This is a genomic window from Actinomycetospora sp. 2LY8.5 (genome assembly GCF_057180585.1).
This window is the reverse complement of record NZ_JBXUHE010000015.1, coordinates 56,014-77,135: the sequence shown is the minus strand read 5'-3', so window position 1 is coordinate 77,135 and position 21,122 is coordinate 56,014. Positions and strand designations below refer to the sequence as shown.

Annotated in this window: 21 protein-coding genes and 1 pseudogene; 11 read left to right on the top strand and 11 right to left on the bottom strand. The window is 73.4% G+C overall.

Annotation, left to right across the window (positions count from 1 at the left end; all coding sequences use genetic code 11):
• Positions 1–6: 6 nt before the first annotated feature.
• From AC2A1K_RS17990 to rimO, 4 genes and pseudogenes are all read right to left on the bottom strand, one after another.
• Entirely contained in the window at positions 7–846 is an 840-nt protein-coding gene (locus AC2A1K_RS17990) for a PspA/IM30 family protein (protein WP_483897670.1), read from the bottom strand.
• A gap of 535 nt (positions 847–1,381) precedes the next feature.
• A pseudogene (locus AC2A1K_RS17985) lies at positions 1,382–1,597 on the bottom strand (helix-turn-helix domain-containing protein); the annotation flags it as partial.
• A 165-nt stretch (positions 1,598–1,762) separates the two neighbouring features.
• Entirely contained in the window at positions 1,763–2,389 is a 627-nt protein-coding gene (gene pgsA / locus AC2A1K_RS17980; RefSeq protein ID WP_483897669.1) for a CDP-diacylglycerol--glycerol-3-phosphate 3-phosphatidyltransferase, read from the bottom strand.
• A complete protein-coding gene (rimO, locus tag AC2A1K_RS17975; RefSeq protein WP_483897668.1) occupies positions 2,386–3,972 on the bottom strand; it encodes a 30S ribosomal protein S12 methylthiotransferase RimO in 1,587 nt (528 codons plus the stop codon). The genes pgsA and rimO overlap by 4 nt, the downstream gene beginning before the upstream one ends.
• A 56-nt stretch (positions 3,973–4,028) precedes the next feature.
• Here rimO and AC2A1K_RS17970 point away from each other — a divergent pair, with 56 nt between their 5' ends.
• On the top strand, positions 4,029–4,574 hold the full coding sequence (locus AC2A1K_RS17970; protein ID WP_483897667.1) for an amino-acid N-acetyltransferase: 546 nt from the start codon (positions 4,029–4,031) through the stop codon (positions 4,572–4,574).
• A 161-nt stretch (positions 4,575–4,735) separates the two neighbouring features.
• Here AC2A1K_RS17970 and AC2A1K_RS17965 read toward each other — a convergent pair whose 3' ends face one another.
• On the bottom strand, positions 4,736–5,806 hold the full coding sequence (locus AC2A1K_RS17965) for an alpha/beta-hydrolase family protein (protein ID WP_483897666.1): 1,071 nt from the start codon (positions 5,804–5,806) through the stop codon (positions 4,736–4,738).
• Positions 5,803–6,450 carry a hypothetical protein gene (locus AC2A1K_RS17960; RefSeq protein WP_483897665.1) on the bottom strand — a complete coding sequence of 216 codons (648 nt, stop codon included), beginning with the start codon at positions 6,448–6,450 and terminating at the stop codon, positions 5,803–5,805. The genes AC2A1K_RS17965 and AC2A1K_RS17960 overlap by 4 nt, the downstream gene beginning before the upstream one ends.
• Positions 6,451–6,608: 158 nt before the next feature.
• Here AC2A1K_RS17960 and AC2A1K_RS17955 point away from each other — a divergent pair, with 158 nt between their 5' ends.
• Both AC2A1K_RS17955 and AC2A1K_RS17950 read left to right on the top strand, forming a co-directional pair.
• A complete protein-coding gene (locus AC2A1K_RS17955) occupies positions 6,609–7,844 on the top strand; it encodes a sensor histidine kinase (protein WP_483897664.1) in 1,236 nt (411 codons plus the stop codon).
• Entirely contained in the window at positions 7,841–8,503 is a 663-nt protein-coding gene (locus tag AC2A1K_RS17950) for a response regulator (RefSeq protein WP_483897663.1), read from the top strand. The genes AC2A1K_RS17955 and AC2A1K_RS17950 overlap by 4 nt, the downstream gene beginning before the upstream one ends.
• Here AC2A1K_RS17950 and AC2A1K_RS17945 read toward each other — a convergent pair.
• The gene (locus tag AC2A1K_RS17945; RefSeq protein ID WP_483897662.1) at positions 8,481–9,002 is read right to left on the bottom strand and encodes a putative immunity protein; all 522 of its coding nucleotides are present in this window, start codon (positions 9,000–9,002) and stop codon (positions 8,481–8,483) included. The two genes, AC2A1K_RS17950 and AC2A1K_RS17945, sit on opposite strands and share 23 nt — an antisense overlap.
• A gap of 68 nt (positions 9,003–9,070) precedes the next feature.
• Between AC2A1K_RS17945 and AC2A1K_RS17940 the strand changes: the two genes are divergently transcribed.
• The 4 genes from AC2A1K_RS17940 (at position 9,071) to AC2A1K_RS17925 (ending at position 11,787) form a co-directional block, all read left to right on the top strand.
• On the top strand, positions 9,071–9,721 hold the full coding sequence (locus AC2A1K_RS17940) for an alpha-ketoglutarate-dependent dioxygenase AlkB family protein (protein WP_483897661.1): 651 nt from the start codon (positions 9,071–9,073) through the stop codon (positions 9,719–9,721).
• Complete coding sequence (locus tag AC2A1K_RS17935; protein ID WP_483897660.1) at positions 9,721–9,894, top strand: hypothetical protein; 174 nt, start codon at positions 9,721–9,723, stop codon at positions 9,892–9,894. The genes AC2A1K_RS17940 and AC2A1K_RS17935 overlap by 1 nt, the downstream gene beginning before the upstream one ends.
• A gap of 170 nt (positions 9,895–10,064) precedes the next feature.
• On the top strand, positions 10,065–10,637 hold the full coding sequence (locus tag AC2A1K_RS17930; RefSeq protein WP_483897659.1) for a DUF222 domain-containing protein: 573 nt from the start codon (positions 10,065–10,067) through the stop codon (positions 10,635–10,637).
• Between the two features lie 295 nt (positions 10,638–10,932).
• The gene (locus tag AC2A1K_RS17925; RefSeq protein ID WP_483897658.1) at positions 10,933–11,787 is read left to right on the top strand and encodes a class I SAM-dependent methyltransferase; all 855 of its coding nucleotides are present in this window, start codon (positions 10,933–10,935) and stop codon (positions 11,785–11,787) included.
• A gap of 142 nt (positions 11,788–11,929) precedes the next feature.
• On the opposite strand, the gene AC2A1K_RS17920 is transcribed toward AC2A1K_RS17925, so the two are convergent.
• Positions 11,930–12,796, bottom strand: a complete 867-nt coding sequence (locus AC2A1K_RS17920; protein ID WP_483897657.1) for an AraC family transcriptional regulator — start codon at positions 12,794–12,796, stop codon at positions 11,930–11,932.
• Positions 12,797–12,930: 134 nt separating this feature from the next.
• The gene (locus AC2A1K_RS17915; protein ID WP_483897656.1) at positions 12,931–13,521 is read right to left on the bottom strand and encodes a TetR family transcriptional regulator; all 591 of its coding nucleotides are present in this window, start codon (positions 13,519–13,521) and stop codon (positions 12,931–12,933) included.
• Positions 13,522–13,597: 76 nt separating this feature from the next.
• Between AC2A1K_RS17915 and AC2A1K_RS17910 the strand changes: the two genes are divergently transcribed.
• On the top strand, positions 13,598–14,506 hold the full coding sequence (locus AC2A1K_RS17910) for an SDR family oxidoreductase (protein WP_483897655.1): 909 nt from the start codon (positions 13,598–13,600) through the stop codon (positions 14,504–14,506).
• 111 nt (positions 14,507–14,617) lie between these two features.
• Here the strand turns inward: AC2A1K_RS17910 and AC2A1K_RS17905 are convergent, their stop codons facing one another.
• Complete coding sequence (locus tag AC2A1K_RS17905; RefSeq protein WP_483897654.1) at positions 14,618–17,332, bottom strand: DNA translocase FtsK; 2,715 nt, start codon at positions 17,330–17,332, stop codon at positions 14,618–14,620.
• Positions 17,333–17,423: 91 nt separating this feature from the next.
• On the bottom strand, positions 17,424–18,176 hold the full coding sequence (locus AC2A1K_RS17900) for a hypothetical protein (protein WP_483897653.1): 753 nt from the start codon (positions 18,174–18,176) through the stop codon (positions 17,424–17,426).
• 537 nt (positions 18,177–18,713) lie between these two features.
• On the opposite strand from AC2A1K_RS17900, the gene AC2A1K_RS17895 reads away from it, so the two are divergent.
• From AC2A1K_RS17895 to pqqA, 3 genes are all read left to right on the top strand, one after another.
• On the top strand, positions 18,714–19,172 hold the full coding sequence (locus AC2A1K_RS17895) for an MSMEG_3727 family PQQ-associated protein (RefSeq protein ID WP_483897652.1): 459 nt from the start codon (positions 18,714–18,716) through the stop codon (positions 19,170–19,172).
• Between the two features lie 30 nt (positions 19,173–19,202).
• Positions 19,203–20,891: a PQQ-dependent dehydrogenase, methanol/ethanol family gene (locus AC2A1K_RS17890; protein ID WP_483897651.1), complete on the top strand. Its 1,689-nt coding sequence runs from the start codon at positions 19,203–19,205 to the stop codon at positions 20,889–20,891.
• A 69-nt stretch (positions 20,892–20,960) separates the two neighbouring features.
• Positions 20,961–21,050 carry a pyrroloquinoline quinone precursor peptide PqqA gene (pqqA, locus tag AC2A1K_RS17885; protein WP_133825024.1) on the top strand — a complete coding sequence of 30 codons (90 nt, stop codon included), beginning with the start codon at positions 20,961–20,963 and terminating at the stop codon, positions 21,048–21,050.
• Positions 21,051–21,122 lie beyond the last annotated feature (72 nt).

The following is a 21,122-nucleotide window of genomic DNA, read 5'->3' as shown; positions in this document are numbered from 1 at the left end:
CCTCGATCAGTTCTGGCCCGGCACCTGCTGCTGCGTGGGCTGCTGCTGCGGCTGGGCCGGCTGGGCCGGCTGGGCCGGCTGCACCTGCGGCTGGGACTGCTGCCCGGCCGGGATCTGCGAGCCGCCCTGGCCCATCGAGGCGCGGATCTGGTCGAGGCGGCTCTTGCCCGCGTAGTCGCGCGTGGCCTGCTCGACCTCGAGCATCCGGCCCTGCACGCTGTTCTGCGCGAGCTCGGCCTGACCGAGGGCGGTGGAGTACCGGCGCTCGATCTTGTCGCGCACCTCGTCCAGCGACGGCGTGTTGCCCGGCGCGGCGACCTCGCTCATGGAGCGCAGCGACGCGGAGACCTGCTCCTGCATCTTGGCCTGCTCGAGCTGGCTGAGGAGCTTGGTGCGCTCGGCGATCTTGGTCTGGAGGACCTGCGCGTTGCGCTCCACCGCCTGCTTGGCCTGCTGCGCGGCGCCGATCGACTGGTCGTGCAGCGTCTTGAGGTCCTCGACGTTCTGCTCGGCCGTCACCAGCTGCGACGCGAACTGCTCGGCGCTGGCCTCGTAGCGCTGCGCGCCCTCCTCGTCGCCCTTGGCGCGGGCGTCGTCGGCCATGACCAGCGCCTGGCGCGCCGAGGCCTGCAGCTTCTCGATGTCGGACAGCTGGCGGTTCAGCTTCATCTCCAGCTGGCGCTGGTTGCCGATCACCGACGCGGCCTGCTGCGACAGCGCCTGGTGCTGACGCTGCGCGTCCTCGATGGCCTGCTGGATCTGGACCTTCGGGTCCGCGTGCTCATCGATCTTCGAAGAGAACGCGGCCAGGAAGTACCGCCAGGCCTTGACGAAGGGGTTGGCCATCTGCTCCCGCCCAACTCGTGACGTCGATCCGGCTCAGGCGGGCGACATCCGCGCCTGGTCTCCCGACCATCGTCTCACCTCGCTGCGGAGGCTTCCACCGACCCGCCGTTCCCGGCGATCACGGCAAACACCGGCCTCACACCGATCTGGTCCCGATCACCGCGACTCACGCCGCGACGCACACCACCGTGGCCGACCAGGGCCCGCCGACGCCGCCGGCCAGGCCCACCAGGCGCACGGTCGTCGCCCCCTCCACGGGCGCCACGACCTCCTCGCCGTCGTCGGTGAGCGGGGCGCCCTCGGGCTCGGGCAGCGCGACCGTGCGCGGCGCGGCGGGCTCCTCGGGCTCAGGCGGGGTGGGGATGCGGGCGGACATGCTCGCGGACGCCGGCTCCTCCCCCGAGCTCGTTCCCGGCTCGAACGCCTCCTCGACGGCGGAGCGCAGTTCGGGGTCGACCGCGGGGCCGTCGAACCCGCCGCGCCCGCCGGCCCCGGCGCCGACCGGCACGCGGCGCGGGGTCGGACGCATGGCGTCCGCGACCTCGTCCAGCAGCTCCGGCAACGACAGGTCCAGGGCCTCGCAGACGGCCGCGAGCAGCTCGCTCGACGGCTCCTTGCGGCCCCGCTCGATCTCCGAGAGGTATCCCAGGCTGACCCGCGCCTCCCGCGAGACGTCCCGCAGCGTGCGGCGTCGCTCGGTCCGGGCGCGCCGGATGGTCCCGCCGATGGCCTCGCGCAGCAGCAGCGACATGCCATACCTCCCAGCATTGGTCGTGGGTGTCCCCGTGGCGGCGCCCGGAGGAGTCCCGACCGGGCGTCGACGACCGTGTCCGTCCACCGTACCGAGATCGACGCGGCGGGGACGGTGACGTGAGCCCGGGGCTGTTCGTCCTGAGCGAACAGGGCCCAGCGAGGTTCAGGCGGCGCGCGCCTTCGTCCGCAGGCGCAGTGCGCGCACCAGGTAGTCGGCCCCGGTGACGACGGTGACGACGACCGCGGCGACCATGAGCACCGCCACGGCCGGCGCGGACACCGGCGGCAGCGGCATGATCGCGAGCCCGAGCGCGACCGTCTGCAGCACCGTCTTGATCTTGCCGCCGCGGCTGGCCGGGATCACCCCGTGGCGCAGCACCCAGAAGCGCAGCAGCGTCACGCCGAGCTCGCGGACCGCGATGGTGATGGTCACCCACCACGCGAGCTCGCCGAGCATCGACAGCCCGACGAGCGCGGCGCCGGTGAGGGCCTTGTCGGCGATGGGGTCGGCGATCTTGCCGAAGTCGGTGACCAGCCCCCAGCGGCGCGCGAGGTCGCCGTCGAAGGTGTCGGTGAGCGAGGCGATCGCGAACACCGCGAACGCCGCCCAGCGCCAGGCCGTGCTCTGCCCGTGGTCGACGAACAGCACCACGAGGAAGACCGGCACGAGCACGAGCCGCACGACGGTCAGCGCGTTCGCGATGTTGACCAGGGGCACGGGCGCGACGACCCCGGCCGGCGGCGTGGACGCGGTCGACGGGGACGACCCGCCCGACCCGCGGCTCGTCATCGGGCCCCGGCCCCGACGGGCGCAGCGGTCTCGACCGAGCCCTCGCCGGCGACGGTCGGGGACTCGACGGCCGGGGACTCGACGGTCAGGGCCTCGACGGTCAGGGCCTCGACGGTCAGGGCCTCGACGATCAGGTCGACGCCCTCCGCGTCGGTCACCCGGCCCGTCACCACGACGCCGGGGGCGAGGGCGTCGAGCAGCTCGTGGCCGGCCTCGGAGCCGCCCTCGAGGGTGCACTCGCCGTCCACGTCGGGGCCCTGGTGGGCGGCGCGCCCGACCCAGGCGTCCACCTCGTCGTCCCAGCGTTCGACGAGCACCTCGACGGTCGTCCCCACGCGGCGCGCGGCCCGGTCCTCGGCGACGTGCTCGGCGAGGCTCGTGATCCGTTCGACGCGAGCGGCGATCTCCGTCGGGTCGATCTTGTCGGGCAGGCCGAGGGCCTCGGTGCCGTCCTCGTCGGAGTAGCCGAACACCCCGACGGCATCGAGCTCCGCCTCGGCGAGGAAGGCCTCGAGCTCCTGCAGCTCCTCCTCGGTCTCGCCGGGGAAGCCGACGATGACGTTGGAGCGGATGCCCGCCTCCGGGTCGAGCGCGCGGATCTCGCGGCAGAGCGCGAGGAACGTCTCGCGCGAGCCGAACCGCCGCATGCGGCGCAGGACCGCGGCGCTGGCGTGCTGGAAGGACAGGTCGTAGTACGACGCGACGCCCGGGGTGCGGGCGATGGCCGCCAGGAGCGGCGGGCGCACCTCGGCGGGCTGGAGGTACGAGACGCGCACCCGTCGTATCCCCGCGACCTCCGCCAGCTCGCCCAGCAGGCGCTCGAGCGCCCCGCCGGCGGCGCCGCGGGCGTCGATGTCCTTGCCGTAGGACGTGGAGTTCTCGCTGACCAGCAGCACCTCGGCGACGCCGTGATCGGCGAGCCAGGCGGCCTCGGCGACGACGTCGCCCGGGTCGCGCGAGACGAAGGCGCCGCGGAAGGACGGGATCGCGCAGAAGGTGCAGCGCCGGTCGCACCCCGAGGCGAGCTTCAGCGGCGCGACCGGGGCGTCGTCGAGGCGGCGGCGCGGCACCGTCGGCACCCACTCGTGCCCGGGGATGCTCGTGTCGCGGACCGCCTCGGGGCGCTTCACCGGGCTGATCGGCAGGAGCGTGCGCCGGTCGGTGGGCGTGTGGGACGCGACCGGGCGCCCGGCGAGGACGTCGTCGAGGCGGGCGGGCAGATCGCCGTAGTGGTCGAAGCCGAGCACGGCGGCCGCCTCGGGCAGCGCGTCCGCGAGCTCGGCGCCGTACCGCTCGGCCATGCACCCGACCGCGACGACCTTCGCGTCGCCGCCACCGGCCGCGAGCACGGCGTCGACCGAGTCCTTCTTGGCCTGCTCGACGAAGGTGCAGGTGTTGACGACGACGACATCCGGCCCGTCGCCGTCACTGCCGTCACCACCGTCGGCGGACGCCTCGACGTCCCAGCCCTCGGCGGCCAGCCGGCCGGCCAGTTCCTCGGAATCGACGTCGTTACGGGCGCACCCGAGGGTCACCAGCGCCACACGGGGGCGCTCGGGAGATTGGGGGGAGCGCTCGACCACCTCCCCAGCCTATCGGCCCGACCCCTGGCCTACCCTCCGCTGGTGGTGAGCGCTCGGTGACCCCTCCGCACGGCACGGCGCACGACACGGCCCGCGACACCGCCGCCCCCGTCTTGCTGCGGCGCGCCCGCACCGCCGACGTCCGCGGCATCAAGACGCTGGTCGACTCGTTCGCCGACGACAACATCCTGCTGCGCAAGCCGCTGGTCACCCTCTACGAGACGGTCCAGGAGTTCCGCGTCGCGGTCCGTGGCCGAGAGGTCGTGGGGTGCGGCGCCCTGCACGTGCTGTGGGAGGACCTCGCCGAGATCCGCACCATCGCCGTCGACCCGCGGATGCAGGGTGCGGGCATCGGCCACGGTCTGGTCCACGAGCTGCTGGCCCAGGCCCGGGCGCTGGGCCTGCGCAGCGTGTTCGTGCTCACGTTCGAGGTGACGTTCTTCGAGCAGCACGGCTTCCGCGAGATCGAGGGCTCGCCGGTGAGCCCGGACGTCTACGCCGAGATGATGCAGTCGGCCGACGAGGGCGTCGCCGAGTTCCTCGACCTCGCCTACGTGAAGCCGAACACCCTCGGCAACAGTCGGATGCTGCTGGAGCTGTGATCGCACCGACGCGGCGAGGCCGGGGACCAGCGCGTCGTTCACGCGCGTGCGGTGACCATCCCTCACGCCGCCGATCCCGCCCGCCGCGGTGAGCACCGTGCGGAACCGGTCCGGACGATCGGCGGGTCGTCGACGAGCAGCACCCGGATCCCCACGGCCGGTCATCCGGCCAGCACGTGGTCCCACGCCGCCCTGTGCTCGTCGCCGTAGTGGTGCCCGTGCCCGGCCGGCGCGCCGACCGCGCCGAGCAGGTCCACCGAGGTCTGCAGCAACGACACCACCGGGACCCAGGGCGTGCCCGTCGGCCGGTCGGGTGGGGCGATCGCCAGCCGCGGCGACCAGACCACTGCCGGGTCGGAGGCGTGGGCGAGCACCGTGCCGCCCGCGGTCCGGGTGTCGGCGGGCGGCCCGACCCACAGCGCGCCGTCCGCCGCGCCGGGGTGGCGCGCCCACGCCTCGGCCCCGGCGAGAGCCCCGAGGCTCTGGCCGTAGAGCAGGACCCGGGTGCCGGGAGCGCGCGCCCGGTCGACCGCCGCGAGCAGCGCCGCCGTGGTCGCGACGGCGTCGTCGCGGGCGGTCAGGTACGACACCCAGCTCGGCGCGTCGTCGTACGCGACGGTCACGGTGGCGACGTCTCCCCCGCAGGCGTCGTCGAGCGTGGCGAGCGCGGCGGGGTCGGCCCAGCCCGAACCGGTCGGGACGACGACCACCACGGTCCGCCGGGCGAACCCGCCGGCCTGCTCGAGCGTCCGCACCGCGGTGTCCGCGCGCTCCACGGGCGACCCCGGCCCGAGGGGCAGCGCGACGTGGACACCGGCCGCCGGTCGCGGCGGGGCGGGCGCCGCGACGGGGAGCGGCCCGTCCGCCGTGGCCGTTGTCGCCACCGGGACCGCGACCAGACCGAGCACGAGGGTCATCGCGCCCACGACGGGCACGACCCGCACCGCCCGGCACCGCGCCGCGAGGACGATCAGCGTCCCCACCACCGCGACGAGCGACCAGCCGACGGGCGCCAGGCCCATGTCGACGCGCTGGACGTCCTGCATCCCGAGCGTGACCGCGACCCAGGTCCCGGCGAGACCGACACCCGTCGGCGGGAGCCTGCTCCCCACCCGCCGATCGAGGCGCCGCCCGGCGCCCGTCAGTACCGCGGACTCGACGAGCTGGGTCACCACGCCGCGCGGGAGCATCGGCGGGAACGTCGAGATCGCGAGCAGGAGTGCGGCGATCACACCCGGCCGCGGACGAACGGGCCGTGCTCGACGACCGGCACGCTCCAGCCCTGCCGCCACGAGTTCACCGCGACGGCGACGTCGGCCAGACCGGCGACGACCTGGCAGCGCAGGCGATCCCAGGACGCTCCGGTGCCGATCGCGCTCGTCCCGACCCCCGCGTCGCAGGCGGCCGCGAGGTCGGTGGCCAGCTGCCGGTCCAGCGCGGCCCGAGCCCATCCCCCGAGCGGCGCGCCGCGCGCGGCGGCGTGGCGCAGCAGGTCGTAGCCGAGGTCGTGCGCCCGGCACGCGTCGTCGAACGACCGCGGCAGGTCGACCGGCGAGGAGCACCCACCGGCCGGGTTCAGCAGCATCCCGTCGACGACGGCGGGGCGCCGCTCGGTCCGGGCCGTCGCGGCGAGATAGGACGCCGGGAGCCGGGCGTCGGCGCGGTCGTGCCCGGCGGTGAGCTCGGCGACCGCGCGGGCCGCGCCGGGGTCCTCGGGCCCGCTGCGGGGGACGGTCGCCTGCCCGGTGCCGGTAGCGAGCATCAGTCCGCCGAGCACCGCGAGGACGACGAGAATCGTCGCGGTCCGCGGCCTGGCGAGCCGGCGGGGCCACGCCAGGGTCGGCGGCGCGGAGGCATGGGCGTCGGTGCAGGTCATGGCGGGGAACGCTCGCCGCCACCGACCTCGTCGCGCGTCGTGCCACGGAGTGGGCTGCCGAGCAGGACCACGATCCCATCGAGGTCCGGACGTCATACCCGGGGGTGAGGACCCTGGTGTGACGACACGACCCGCGCGGGCCTCCTAGCCTCTCCACCATGGCAGGCGGCACGAAGCGGAGCGGAGCTGCCGCGCCGAGGGCCGACCGCCGGAAGCGCTGGTCGATCGTCGGCCGTGTCGTCCTCGCCGGGATCCTGCTGGCGATCGCCTGGCCGACCGCGTTCGCCGAGCTGGCCGTCACCCCGGCGACGGCGCCGGCGGCGGCGCTCGTGGTCGTCCTGCCGGTGCTCGTCGCGCCCGAGCACCCGTGGTGGGCCTGGGTGGCGTCCACACTGGGAGCCCTCCTGGTGGCGCTGTTCGTCGGGCCCGAGCCCGGCCACGCCCTCGCCGTGCAGGTCGTGCACCTGGTGGTGCTCTGCGGTCTCACGGCGCTGGTCGTCGCCCGGTGCGCCCGGTGGGCGGCCGCGGTCGGCACCGTCGGGCTGGCCGTCGTCTTCGTGGTCGCGACCCGATCGGCGGAGGGCGACGGAGACGGGATCTTCTTCACCGTGATCGTGCTGGCGGTGGGGTTGCTGGCGCGACGGGTGCTCACCCAGCGCCGGGAGATCGCCGCGGCCGAGGAGCTGCGGGCGGACTCCGAGTCGCGGCGCGCGGTGCTGCAGGAGCGCGCCCGGGTGGCCCGCGACCTCCACGACGTCGTGGCCCACTCGATGTCGATGGTGGTCGTGCGCGCGGAGACCGCCCGCTACCGCTTGCCGGGAGTGGACGCGGCCTCGGCCGAGGAGTTCACGGCGATCGGGGACGCGGCGCGCGCGGCGCTCACCGAGCTGCGCGGGGTCCTGTCCGTGCTCCGCGCCGACGACGAGGACGCCGAGCTGGCCCCGCAGCCGGGCGCGGGAGACGTCGACGAGCTGCTCGCCGCCACGTCCGCAGCCGGCGTCGACCTGACCGTGACCACCACCGGCGATCCCGCCGGGCTCGGCCCCGCGGCGTCGGTCTCGCTGTACCGGATCCTCGCCGAGGCACTGGCCAACGCCTCGCGGCACGCGGCGGACGCGCCGGTCACGGTGACCATCGAGCACACCCCGGACGCCGTGCGGCTGCGGGTGGTCAACGGCCCCGGGCGCTCGGCGGCGGGACCGGGCTCCGGGCTCGGGCTGCCGGGCATGCGCGAGCGGGCCGCCGCGGTCGCGGGCGCCCTGACCGTCGGCCCGACCGCCGAGGGCGGGTTCGCGGTGGACGCTCGGCTGCCGGCCGGGAGACGGAGCGCAGCGGAGCTTGACCCGTCGACGTCACGTGCCACGCTGAACGGCATCACCGGGAGCGACGCGTGACGCGAGTCCTCGTCGTCGACGACCAGGCCATGGTGCGCGAGGGCTTCGGCGCGCTGCTCGACGCGCAGGACGGGCTCGAGGTCGTCGGGCACGCCGCCGACGGCGAGGAGGCCGTGGCTGCGGTGGACCGCCACACCCCGGACGTCGTGCTCATGGACGTCCGCATGCCGCGCCTCGACGGCCTCGCCGCCACCCGGCGGATCCTCGCGCGCCACGGCGAGGTGCGGGTGCTCGTGCTGACCACGTTCGACGTCGACGAGTACGTCTACGAGGCCCTGCGCGCGGGGGCGAGCGGCTTCCTGCTCAAGGACGCGCCGGCCGAGGAGCTGGTGCGGGCCGTCCGGGTGGTCGCGGGCGGGGACGCGCTGCTCGCCCCGTCGATCACCCGGCGGCTGGTCGCCGAGTTCGCCTCCCGCGCGGTGCCCGCCCGCTCGACCTCGACCCGGCTGAACGTGCTGACCGCCCGCGAGCGCGAGGTGCTCGTGCTCGTCGCCCGCGGACTGTCCAACGGCGAGATCGCCGAGCACCTCGTGCTGGCCGAGCAGACCGTGAAGACCCACGTGGGGCGCATCCTCACCAAGCTCGACCTGCGCGATCGCGTCCAGGCCGTCGTGCTCGCCTACGAGACGGGTGTCGTCACGGCCCGGCTGGACCGGTGAGCGCGGCGGCGAGCTCGCGCATCAGCTCCCCGGGCCGTCCGTAGCCGGCCGGGGCGGGCGGGTAGCGGCGCAGAACGTCCACGACGGTCGGGGTCGCGAGGTCCCGGCACCGGGCGAGGTGGTGGTCGGGGTCCTCGCCCGACAGCTCGCACGCCCGCGCGGCATACGCCGCCGCGCCGAGGAGGTGCCCGACCTGGGTGTCCTTCGCGAACGGGTGCAGGAACGCGGCCCCGGCCGCGTGACCCGCGGCGCGCGCGGCCTCGCTGGCGGCGGCACGGCCGGCATCCCGCGCCTCCCGCGCGGCGCGATGGGCGGCCCAGGCGGCGTCGCGGAGGGTCTTGGTGCGGGCTCCCCCGTCGGCGAAGGCCTGGGCGGTCGCGATCGCGGAGTGCGCCCGCTCGTCGTCGGTCAGCGCGAGCGCCGGGCGTGCGGAGGCCGCGGCGTAGGCGGTCACCGCGCGGATCTCGTCGAGGGTCAGGGCGACGGGAACGGCGGGCACGTCGTCGATCCTGCCGCCACGCTCCACCCCGCCATGGTGTTCCCCGGGGCAGGAGAAGAGGAGGGCCGGTGCTCGAACTGATCCCGCGCGAGCGGCGCACGCTCGCCCCGGGCGTCGTCCACGTCCCGGACTGGCTCTGCCCCGAGAGGCAGCGGCGGATCGTCGGCGCCGCCCAGCAGTGGGCCCGCGAGGGTCCCGGCGCGCGACACGCGACCCTGCCCGGCGGGGCGCGGATGAGCGTCGAGACGGTGTGCCTCGGCTGGCACTGGATCCCCTACCGCTACAGCCGCACCCGCGACGACCAGGACGGATCGCCGGTCCAGCCCTTCCCGGCGTGGCTGGCGACACTCGGGGCGACGGCCGTCGCCGACGCCTACGACGAGCCCGACGTCGCCTATGAGCCCGACGTGGCACTGATCAACTCCTACCGCGGCGACGCGCGCCTCGGGATGCACCAGGACCGCGAGGAACTCGCGCCCGATCCCGTGGTCTCGCTGAGCCTCGGCGCGGCGTGCGTCTTCCGCATCGGCAGCCCGCACGATCGCCGCGGCCCGTGGCAGGACGTCGAGCTGTACTCCGGCGACCTGATCGTCTTCGGGGGCGAGCACCGCCTCGCCTACCACGGCGTGCCGAGGCTGCTGCCCGACCGCGACGTGCCCGACGTCGGGACGGCGCCCGGCGAGCGGATCAACATCACGCTGCGCGTCTCGGGTCTCTGATGTTCCGTCTGCTGGGCGTCGACGGCCACCCCTACCTCTCGGCGACGCCCGGCACGCTCGGCGGGCACCGGCACCTGCGCCTCTCCGGGCATCGCGTGTTCGTCGTCGACGAGGCCATCGCGCGGTCGGCGGGGTGTCAGCGGCGTGGCGTCGCAGACGTTCAGTGTCCGTAACGCCACGCGCTCGCCGCAGAGACGATCACCCCGCGGTCGGGATCGTTACCGTTCCGTGTCCGGTGGTGGGGCCGGGGCTGGGGCTTCCCCGCCGTCGTTGTCAGCGGCCGGGACCTGGCGGCGTTCGTGCGGGCGCGGTTCGCGGTGCACAACCGCGCCGAGGCCGAGCTGTGGCGGGCCTGGGGCCGGGCTGGGGCCGGGCTGGGGCCGGGCTGCGCGAGCTCGGGTCGGCGGTCGAGGAGCTCGACGGGCGCCCGCGACGGTTGGCGAGCTCGGACGAGTTCTCCGGCGACGAGGTCGCCGCCGTGCTCGGCTGCTCGCGCGTCGCGGCGTCGCGGCGTCTGGAGCCGGCCGACGGCCCGTTCTCGCGGCTACCCCCGCTGGGGGCCGCGGTGTGGCGGGGCCGGCTCGACGAACCGAACGTCCGCGCGCTCAGCGAGTGTCTCCGCGACCTCTCCGCTGATCATGCCCGTCATGTGGTGGCCGCCGTGCTCGACGAGGCGGTGGGGTTGCCGGTGATGGCGCTGCGCGAGCGGGTCGCCGAGATCGCGCTGGCACCCGACCCGGACCGGGCCGAGCGGCGCCACCGAGGCGCGCGGGCGGCTCGAACTCGCGGCGAACCCGTCCGGGAACGCGACCCTGTCGTACGCCGAGGCCCCGATCCCCGACGGGATCGTGTCGATGTCGCGCGGGTCGAGGCTGCAAACCGCCGGGCTGCTCGGGTCGATGGGCCCGATCGGTGACTGCTACGACGAATTCGATGATGGAGTCGTTCTGAGGCATCGTGTGGCTCGAACTGCTGGACTCACGGACCTGGAATTCACGTGCCGAACTTTGCCAACGCGATATTCGAATGGATAGAGTGCTGGTACAAGCCCAAGCGGCGCCATTTCAGCATCGGCATGCTCGGCGCGCTGGACCACGAAGCGGCCCGCCCCGGCCTGACCAAGATCACTGACCCACACCGTCCGTGTCCGGTGCCAGGGGCCACCTCACCCCATGTCCTGCTGTGCACCCGTGCCTGAGACCGTTGCCCGAGTGAGCGTTCGGGGGAACATCGACCCGTCCAACGCGGTGCAGTTGGGCAACTGGGATGGCGCGACCGGCCGGTTCTGGGCCGATCACGCTGAGCACTTCGACCGCGGGGTCGCTGCCTATCGGACCCGGTTCCTCGGAGCGGCCGGGATCGCCGCGGACGACCACGTCCTCGACATCGGGTGCGGTGCGGGTCAGAGCACCCTGGACGCGGCGCGGCGCGCGGAACGTGGCGCCGCGCTGGGGGTCGACCTGTCCTCGCAGCTGATCGAGCTCGCGCGCCGTCGCGCAGCCGGCGAGGGCGTCGGCAACGCGCGGTTCGAACAGGCCGACGCTCAGGTGCATCCGTTCCCGGCTGAGCGATTCGATGTGGCGATCAGCCGCCATGGGGCGATGTTCTTCGGCGACCCGGTGGCCGCGTTCGGCAACATCGCGAACGCGCTGAAGCCGGGTGGACGGCTGGTGCTGTTGACCTGGCAGCCGTTCGAGCGCAACGCGTTCCTGCGCGAGGTGCTGACCGCGCTGGCTGTGGGGCGATCGGTGTCGGTGCCGCCCTCGGACGCGCCGAGCCCGTTCGCCCTGTCCGAGCCGGATCGGGTGCGGACGCTCCTCGGCGCGGCGGGGTTCGTGGACGTCGCGCTGGAGGACGTGCGCGCGCCGATGGACTTCGGCCCGACTCCCGAGCGGGCGATGCAGTACCTGGCCGGCCAGCACGCCGGCTTGCTCGCCGATCTCGACCCCGAGACCCGCGACCGGGCTCTCGAGGCACTGCGTGTCAGCGTCGAGGCCCATCACGACGACCGCGCCGTGCGCTATGACTCGGCCGCCTGGCTGATCACCGCACAGGCTCGCCGCTAGCGAGAGCCGACGGTCGTCCGTGACGACGTCCGCTGGCCCGTCGTGCCCTGTGACGGGCGCGGCTAGACTAGCGCGGGTCCGTGGCCATCGAGGTCGGTGGAGAGACCTCGGCCTCCGCGCCCGGCTCGTAGGGCTGTGCCGGTCAGGTCGTGGGTCGGACAGCGAGCCAGAGTTCGATGTCGGCGTGCTCGCCGTCCTCGTCGTGGTAGGTCGCGTGAACGAGCGACGGCGCGGGATCCAGCTGGTACGGGTTGGCGGGTAGCCATTCACCTCCGACGGCCCGCCAGAGGGACTCCAGTGACTGCGGGAACGCTCCCGAGGTGGTGAACACCGCCCATGTGTGCGCGGGCACGGCCAGGACGTCGTACCCCTGGGGCGCAGGCTTGTTGGTGGCGGCACCGACGTAGTAGTCGGCCTCGGTGCCCTCGGCCCCACCGGTCCCGTCGGCGTCGTTCCAGACCGAGATGCCACCGTGAGGTTCCTGGTCCGAGAGGTCCTCGAACGCCTCCCAGTCGGCGTCCGGCAGCGACCTCACGAGCCGCTCGGCCTCGGGGTTGATGCCCTCGAAGGCGATGGTGGAGCGGGTCTTGCGGCCCACTACACGGAACGCCGGCTTCTCGACGATGCGGTACTGCATGTCCGTTCTCCCTTCGACCGTGAGGTGAAAGGACAGACGGGGCTGGGAACGCAGGATCGCGCCCGGGCGGCGGGCCTGCTCGGGCCCGACGCCGTGCACGCCCCGGAACGCGCGCGCGAAAGCGTCTGCCGAGGTGTAGCCGAACCGCACGGCGATGTCCTGCACGGCCTCGTGGCCGTCGCGCACCGCGCCGGCCGCGACTGTCATGCGCCGGCGGCGGATGTACTCCGAGAGCGGCATCCCGGCCAGCATCGAGAACACCCGGCGGAGTTGGTACTCCGAGGTGAGGGTCACCGCCGCCACGTCCCGAACGGGAACGTCGTGGTCGAGGTGTGCCTCGATGGCGTCCATCGCGCGGTTCCACAGCTCCATGTCTGATCCCTCCTGACATGTCCCAGCCTCGGCGACACCGGAGGGCGAGGTCCGACCATTCATGCCCGCGATCGTCGGGGCAGGGCGACCCGGTCGAGGAGCGCGGCAGTGCCAGGTCAGCCCCTGCCCGCCGATCAAGCGGGGCCCGCAGCAGTCGGAAGTGCGAGGTCCACAGCGGTCTGGACTCGCTCGAGCAGCGGGAGGCGCTGGTCGATCGCGGTGGTCGCGGCGGCGATGGCCGCGCCGAGGGCGGCGCCGAGGGCGGCGTGGACCACGAGTGGGTCCAGTGCGGGGTCGGTCTCGAGCAGCACCTCGGCCCAGCGCTGCTCGCTGGCGAACAGGCGTCCGACGGCCGCGTGGCGCAGTTCAGGCGATGCGGCCACGACACGGCCACGAGCGGCCTGGGCGTCCTCGCTCGCCGTACCGATCGGACCGATGTCGAGCAGACGTGCCAGCGCTCGGCGCAGGACCACGGCGATCGGCTCGTCGGCGCTGCGCTGGCGCAAGACCTCGCTGACCTGCTCGACGCGGCGCTGCTGGTCGGCGAAGACGACGTCTTCCTTCGTCGGGAAGTAGACGAAGAACGTGGCCGGCGAGATCTCCGCGTGCTCGGCGATCTGGGCGACCGACGTCGCGGAGTAGCCGCGCTCATCGAACAGCCGCAGAGCGGCGGCGACGATCGCCCCGCGCGTCGCTTGCTTCTTGCGCTCCCGCAGACCGGCCACCAGGACAGCATAGACAGTCGAAAGTCACACACACTCGAAAGTCATAGAGACTCTTGATTTGTGGCATGGTGGGGTCATGGACGTCGACTCCACCACGATCGCGGTCATCACCGGCGGATCGCAGGGCATCGGCCTGGGCATCGCACGTGCGGTGGCTCGGCGAGGAGCCGCGGTCGTGCTTCTCGATCTCGACGATCGCGCGCTGGCACAGGCCCGCGACGAGCTCTCCACGCTCACCCGCGTCCTCACGCGCCGGATCGACGTCCGCGACCGCGAAGCCCTGCACGCGGCGGCCGAGGACATCGAAGGACACCTCGGCCCGGTCGACCTGGTGGTCGCGAACGCCGGCGTCGGCCTCGGGGTGTTCCAGCCGCTGGTCGGCGAACTCACCTACGCCACCTGGGACTACGTGGTCGGCGTGAACCTCGGCGGAGTCAACAACACGATCCAGACCTTCGTCCCCCGCATGATCGAACGATCACGACCGGGGCACGTGGTGACCACGGCATCCGCGGCCGGGCTCGCCGTCTTCCCCGAGCGAAGCTCCGGCTACACCTACCACGCGTCCAAGTTCGCCGTGATCGGCATGACCGAAGCGCTACGACGCGGCTTCCGGGACTCGAACCTCCCCCTCAGCGCCTCGGTGCTCATCCCCGGCCTCGTCGCCACCTCCGTCGCAGCCAACAGCGTGAAGCTCGCCCCGACCGAAGCCCTCGACCCCGAACGAGCCGCCGGCCTCGAACACGTCGTCGCCGCCGGAACTGCCGCCGCGCAGAAGTACGGCCGCGACATCGACTCGGTCGGTGAGCAGACCCTCCACGCCCTACGAGACGACCAGCTCTACATCCCGACCGACCGTCTCGCCCACACCGCCCTCGAGGATCGAACTCAGGCGATCATCGCGGCGATGCCCGCCCCGTCCGACTACGACAACGGCCTCGCCGACGCGATGAACGACCGCCGCCGCGGCGAGTGGCAACCCTGAACCACGCCGAGCAGTCCCACATCGGCCACCGTCGGCGACCCGCGCAGAACATCCGGACGGGTAAGCCTCGCGCCGCCCCAGGATCACGACCCGCCGCCCCGCAGGACGCGGCTACCCGCGCTCGACGTCCTCGTCGGCCGGCGGCCCGTCCGGATCGTCGTCGGCCGCCGCCGACGGCACCGGTTCCCCGCGCAGCGACGCCAGGAGGTCGGGCAGCTCGTCGGGCTTGAACAGCACGTCGCGGGCCTTCGAGCCCTCCGACGGACCGACGACGCCACGGGTCTCGAGCAGGTCCATGAGCCGGCCGGCCTTCGCGAACCCGACCCGCAGCTTGCGCTGCAGCATCGAGGTCGACCCGAACTGGCTGGTGACGATCAGCTCGGCCGCCGCGACCACGAGCTCGAGGTCGTCCCCGATGTCCGGGTCGATCTCCTTCTTCTCGCCGGCGGCCTCGGTGGTGACGCCCTCGGTGTACTGCGGGTCGGCCTGCTCCTTGCAGTGCTCGACCACCGCGGAGATCTCGTCGTCGGCGATGAACGCGCCCTGCAGGCGGTTGGTCTTGCCCGCGCCCATGGGCAGGAACAGCGCGTCGCCCATGCCGATGAGCTTCTCGGCACCGGGCTGGTCGAGGATGACCCGCGAGTCCGTCAGCGACGACGTCGCGAACGCCAGACGCGACGGCACGTTCGTCTTGATCAGGCCGGTGACGACGTCGACGCTCGGGCGCTGCGTGGCGAGCACCAGATGGATGCCGGCGGCCCGCGCCTTCTGGGTGATGCGGACGATGGCGTCCTCGACGTCGCGGGGCGCGGTCATCATGAGGTCGGCGAGCTCGTCGACGATGCACATGATGTAGGGGTAGGGCCGGTAGACCCGCTCCGAGCCGAGCGGCGCCTGGATCGCGCCGCTGCGCACCTTCTCGTTGAACGTGTCGATGTGCCGTACGCGGTTGGCCTGCATGTCCGCGTAGCGCTGCTCCATCTCCTCGACCAGCCACTGCAGCGCCGTGGCCGCCTTCTTCGGCGAGGTGATGATCGGCGTGATCAGGTGCGGGATGCCCTCGTAGGGCGTCAGCTCGACCATCTTCGGGTCGATGAGGATCATCCGGACCTCGTCCGGCGTGGACCGCTGCAGCAGGGACACGAGCATCGAGTTGACGAAGCTCGACTTACCGGAGCCGGTGGAGCCGGCCACGAGCAGGTGCGGCATCTTCGCGAGGTTGGCCGTGACCATCCGACCCTCGATGTCCTTGCCCAGGCCGATCACCATCGGGTGGGTCTCGGCGCGGGCCGTCGCCGAGTTGAGGACGTCGCCGAGGCGGACCATCTCGCGGTCGGTGTTGGGCACCTCGATGCCCACCGCCGACTTGCCCGGGATCGGCGCGAGCAGCAGCACGCGGTCGGTGGCCGCGGCGTAGGCGAGGTTGCGGTGCAGGGCGGTGATCTTCTCGACCTTCACCCCGTGCCCGAGCTCGACCTCGTAGCGGGTGACCGTCGGGCCGCGGGTGAAGCCGGTGACCTCGGCGTCGATCTTGAACTGCTCGAGCACCCCGGTGATGGCCTCGATCATCGCGTCGTTCGCGGCACTGCGGGCCTTGGGCGCCTCGCCCGGGGTGAGCAGGTCGGGCGGCGGCAGCCGGTAGTCGGAGTCGGGATCGTCGCGGTGCGAGCTGAACGACGTCGCGGCCTGGGGGTCGGTCTCGGTCTCCTCCGGAGCCTCCGGGGGCGCCGGGGGCGCCGGGGGCGCCGCCGCGGCCGCACGCGCCGGAGCTTTCGCGCGGCCCTTCGGCGGTGCCGTCGGCTCGTCCTCGGCGGGGCGGGTCAGGTCGGGGACGGCCGCCGCGTTGCGGTCGCGGTGGCGGGCCGGGTGGCCCGCGGCGTCGCCCGCCTGCGAGCCGTCCTCCGGGCCCTCGGGGTCGCCGAGGTCGCCGAGGTCGCCGCCCTTGCGGCGCCCGCGCCGCGGGATCGCGGCGGTCGGCGCCGTGCCGTCGTCGTCCTCGGACACGCCGTCGACGTCGACGTCGTCGGGCCCGCCCCACTCGTCGTCCGGGTGCTCGCCGGTGACGAGCGCCCGCAGGCGCACTCCGACCTCGCGCACCGGCGTGCCGGTGAGCACGAGCAGCCCGTAGAGCCCGACGAGCACGAGGACGACCCCGGCGATCCAGACGGTGACGCCGCGCGCCAGCGGGTCGGCGACCACGGCGCCGAGGACGCCCCCGCCGGCGCGCCGCCCGGCGAGGTCGCGCGGGGCGCCGGCCACGAGGTGCCAGACCGCCAGCACGCAGACGCCGAGCAGCAGCGCGCCGACCACGGTGCGCGGCCGGGTCTCGGGTTCCGGGTCGGTGCGCAGGAGCACGACCGCGACGCCGAGGAGAACGACGGGCAGCACCAGGGCCGCCGCGCCGATGACGGTGCGCAGCCCGACGTCCAGGCCCGCGCCCACGGGCCCGCCGGCGCCCCACCACACCCCCGCGGCGGTGAGGACCGCGAGCACGACGAGGCCGAGGGCGACGCCGTCACGCTGGTGGGCGGCGTCGACGTCGCGGGCGCGTCCCAGCGTCCGGACCAGGGAGCCGAGCCCGCGGGCGGTGAGCACCCAGCCGCCTCGCAGCGTGCGCACGATGGGACCGGGCCCGGTGCGGCGCGCGGGAGCACGGCCCTTGGTCGTCCGCGTCGCCGGCCGCTTGCGGGCCCGCGTGGGACGGCGCTGCTGGGGCGAGCGGGCCGTGGTGTCGGCACCGCCGCCCTTCGCGCGCGGGGTCCGCCCGCCCGTGATGGGGCGGCTGCGGGACCCGCGCTTGTCAGGTGTCTCGGTCCGCCCGGCCATGGCCCCACGGTATCCCGGGGGCACCACGAGCCCCGGTAGCCACACGCGCCCCGCCCGGGTGGGACCGGGACCGGGACCGGGACGACCGGGACTACCGGCGCCCGACGATCTCGTCGTGCCACACGGAGGTCTTCGTGCGGTACTCCGGCGCGACCATCACCTCACGCTCGGCGAGCAGCTGCTCGAACCCCGCGGCGGCGTCCGGCGCCTCCTGTGGGCAGCAGCGCGTCGAGAGCTCGACCAGCTCGCGCCCACTCGGGAACCGGAAGTGCTCGAGGTCGACACGCCGCAGACCCAGCCCGCCCGCCGACACCTTCACCCGGCGCACGACCATCGGGCCGTGCACGTGTAGCTCACTCAGGGCGGCGTCGTCGACGGTCTCGCTCCCGCCGGTCAGGGCCCACGTGCACTGGGTGGCGGACAGCAGCTCGCGCGCCTTCGCCGAGCCGGCGATCACCGACGCGGCGATCGCCGAGTCGATGTCGCGGCGCACCTCGATGTCCTTCCAGACCCCCTCGGGCACGACGTCGTACTCCACGCGCGCGCCCCGGGGCCGGTAGCACCCGAGCTCCGTGCCGCGGCGACGTGCGGACACCGCGAGGTCGAACTTCCCGCGCGCACGGCGCCGCAGGCGGACCTCCACGCCGGCCCGGAGGAGATCCAGCTCCGCGGTGTCGAGGAGGTAGCTCTGGCGCACGCTCCAGGTCGGTGCGTGGCGCCCCGTCAGGGCTTCGGCCGCCGCCCCGGCCGGCGGCACCAGCAGGGTCTTCATCTCCACGCTGTCGGCGTGCGTCCCGTGCGTGCTCAGCCATCGGAGCGCCTCGGCCGACCCGAACCTGCCCACCCGACAGTCCTCCCGTCCGGCGCCGACCGCCCCCGCCGGCGGCGCCGCCCACGACCGACCATAGACGCCTGACGGTGATCCACGACACCTCGGCACGCAGAACCCCGCCGGTCGGACAGGGCTGACGGTCCGTCCCGGACGAGTCGTCCCCCGTTCCGGAAAACGGAACAGTCCAGAAAACTACCGACCGTGATCATCCGAGGCCGGGGCAGTGATCGGCGCCCCGTGGACATGATCGAGATCTATTGACCTCGTTGGACCTCTTGCCGACGTCGGAACGGCTCCCTACTGTCGCCTGTGGCTCAGCACACACCGCTCGGCGCCCGCGATCGACCGGCCGCCGTGGGACGGACGTGTCCTGCCGCCCCAGTGGTCGACGTCGTCGGCCGGACGGTCGAGTGACCGAAGGCAGCAGCGAGAGCCCTCCCCGACCTCGACGTCCCGGCGATGCGCCACGTCCCGCGACGGCACCGGCCGCCCCTGGGCCCGGGCCCGTCGACGGAGAAGAGATCGGGCATCCACGAGGAGGTACGTCGGATGACGTCCACAGATCGAGACGCCGAGCTGAGCGCAGCCGGCCTGGACGGCCAGAACAGGACAGCACTGGGCCGACTTCTCGGCACGGGGTCCATCGGGCACGCCGAGAAGGGGTCCGACGGCATCATGCGGGCCACGGTCCGGATCCCGGAGGACGAGCTCATCTGGGAGCCGTCGATCCTCGTCTTCCCCGAGGGGGGCGAGGTCGAGCTCACGCTCATCAACGACGACAAGAACACCCACTGCGCGGTGCTCCCCCACAACGGCGACCCCAAGATCATCTGGTTGGTCAACCACTCCAAGGGCACGGCGCGGCTCTCGCTGTCCGGCCCGGGCACCTATTACTACGGCTCCACGACCGGCAACGACGAGGGTCGCGGCCTGACGGGTGCGCTCGTGTTCGGCGGCGAGGTGCCGGACTCGGCGAAACAGGACCGTCCCCCGCAGCCACGCCCGTAGAGCCGTAGAGCCCGAGAGAGGAATTCCGTCGTGACCGATTACGTGGACGCCGGCGAGGCCGTCCCGCACAAGACCCTCAGCGCCACCAAGGGGCAGGCCCCGGCCACCGGGAACGTCGACTTCGAGCGCATCAAGAACGCCAAGTCGGAGCCCGCCAACTGGCTGACCTACTACGGCAGCTACGACGGCCAGCGGTACAGCCCGCTGGACCAGATCAACAAGGAGACCGTCAAGCGCCTGACTCCCGCGTGGGTCTTCCAGGCCGGCATGAACGGCCTGCACTCCGGCGCCTCCACCTACTCGTTCGAGGCCTCGCCGCTGGTGGTCGAGGGCGTCATGTACGTCTCCGGCCCGGACGGCAAGGTGTGGGCGATCGACGCCGCCACGGGCGAGGAGTTGTGGCGCTACAAGTGGGCGTCGCCCTACGACGTCTCGCTGTGCTGCGGCAACGTCAACCGCGGCGTCGCGGTGGGTCACGGCAAGGTGTACCTCTACACCCTCAACGCCCACCTCATCGCCCTCGACGCCCAGACCGGCGACCTGGTGTGGGACACCGTCAACGGTGACGTGCGCGCCGGCGAGAGCGGCTCGGTCGCGCCGCTGATCGTCAAGGACAAGGTGATCGTCGGCAGCGCCGGCGGCGAGTTCGGCCTCCGCGGCCACATCGACGCCTTCGACGCCCAGACCGGCGAGCGCCAGTGGCGTTGCTACACCGTCCCGAAGCCGGGCGAGCCCGGCTCGGAGACCTGGGGCGACGAGAACGCCGAGGCGTGGCAGCGCGGCGGCGCCAACTGCTGGGTCACCCCCACCTACGACCCCGAGCTCGAGCTGCTCTACCACGGCACCGGCAACCCGGCGCCCGACTTCGACGGCGGCGTCCGCCCCGGCGACAACCTCTACACCGACAGCGTCGTGGCGGTGGACGTGAACACCGGCCAGATCCGGTGGCACTACCAGTTCACCCCGCACGACCTGTGGGACTACGACTCGACGATGGAGAACCTGCTCTTCGACGCTCCGGACGGGCGCAAGCTGCTCGCCCACGCGGACAAGAACGGCTACTTCTTCGTCCTCGACCGCACCAACGGCGAGCTGGTGCGCGTCTTCCCCTTCGTCGACCGCATCACCTGGGGCGAGATCACGCCGGACGGCAAGGTCACGCCCAAGGTCTACCCGGACGAGGAGGGCGTCCCCGTGCACTTCTGGCCCGGCCCGGCCGGCGGCAAGGAGTGGACGCACATGTCGTACAACCCCAGCACGGGGTTGATCTACGTACCCGTCCAGGAGGTCGGGGCGACGGCCACCCGCCGCCGCCGCGAGTTCCGGGAGAGCATCCCCTACTGGGGCGCGGGCGTCGCCGTCGACCTCGACGACTTCTACGGGTACGTCGCGGCCATCGACCCGGTGACGGGCGAGGAGAAGTGGCGCTGGAACAACGAGTACCCGATGTGCGCCTCCACGCTGACGACCGCCGGCGGGCTCGTCTTCCAGGGCACGCCGACCGGTGAGTTCGTCGCCCTCGACGCCGACACCGGCGAGAAGCTCTACTCGTTCCAGTGCGGCAGCGGGCACCACTCGAGCCCGTCCACGTACGAGGTGAACGGCCGGCAGTACATCGCGGTGCCGACCGGGTGGGGCGGTTGGGTCGAGGGCTTCCTGCCCGGCCTGCTCGGTGCCGCCGCGGGTGACGCGCTGTTCTGCTTCGCGCTGCCCGAGTAATCCACCCAGAGAGCCAGGAATCGTCGCGCCGGCTCGTCCGAACGACGGCCGACAGGAAGGAGACACGCCATGGAGCTCCACGTGTGGGAGGCCCCGGAGTTCGAGGAGATCGGGGTCGCTCCCGAGGTGACGATGTACGTCGCCCAGATGGACGACTGATCGACCACTGATCGCGAAGGGGCGCCGGAGGGTTCCGGCGCCCCTTCGCGGCGTTTCGGTGCCCCCGCTCCT

Excerpts from the sequence above, each read along its gene's own strand:
- AC2A1K_RS17990 (WP_483897670.1), bottom strand. The coding sequence starts at position 846 with ATGGCCAACCCCTTCGTCAAGGCCTGGCGGTACTTCCTGGCCGCGTTC.
- pgsA (WP_483897669.1), bottom strand. The coding sequence starts at position 2,389 with ATGACGAGCCGCGGGTCGGGCGGGTCGTCCCCGTCGACCGCGTCCACG.
- AC2A1K_RS17960 (WP_483897665.1), bottom strand. The coding sequence starts at position 6,450 with ATGACCTGCACCGACGCCCATGCCTCCGCGCCGCCGACCCTGGCGTGG.
- AC2A1K_RS17955 (WP_483897664.1), top strand. The coding sequence starts at position 6,609 with ATGGCAGGCGGCACGAAGCGGAGCGGAGCTGCCGCGCCGAGGGCCGAC.
- AC2A1K_RS17935 (WP_483897660.1), top strand. The coding sequence starts at position 9,721 with ATGTTCCGTCTGCTGGGCGTCGACGGCCACCCCTACCTCTCGGCGACG.
- AC2A1K_RS17920 (WP_483897657.1), bottom strand. The coding sequence starts at position 12,796 with ATGGAGCTGTGGAACCGCGCGATGGACGCCATCGAGGCACACCTCGAC.
- AC2A1K_RS17910 (WP_483897655.1), top strand. The coding sequence starts at position 13,598 with ATGGACGTCGACTCCACCACGATCGCGGTCATCACCGGCGGATCGCAG.
- AC2A1K_RS17905 (WP_483897654.1), bottom strand. The coding sequence starts at position 17,332 with ATGGCCGGGCGGACCGAGACACCTGACAAGCGCGGGTCCCGCAGCCGC.
- AC2A1K_RS17895 (WP_483897652.1), top strand. The coding sequence starts at position 18,714 with ATGACGTCCACAGATCGAGACGCCGAGCTGAGCGCAGCCGGCCTGGAC.
- pqqA (WP_133825024.1), top strand. The coding sequence starts at position 20,961 with ATGGAGCTCCACGTGTGGGAGGCCCCGGAGTTCGAGGAGATCGGGGTC.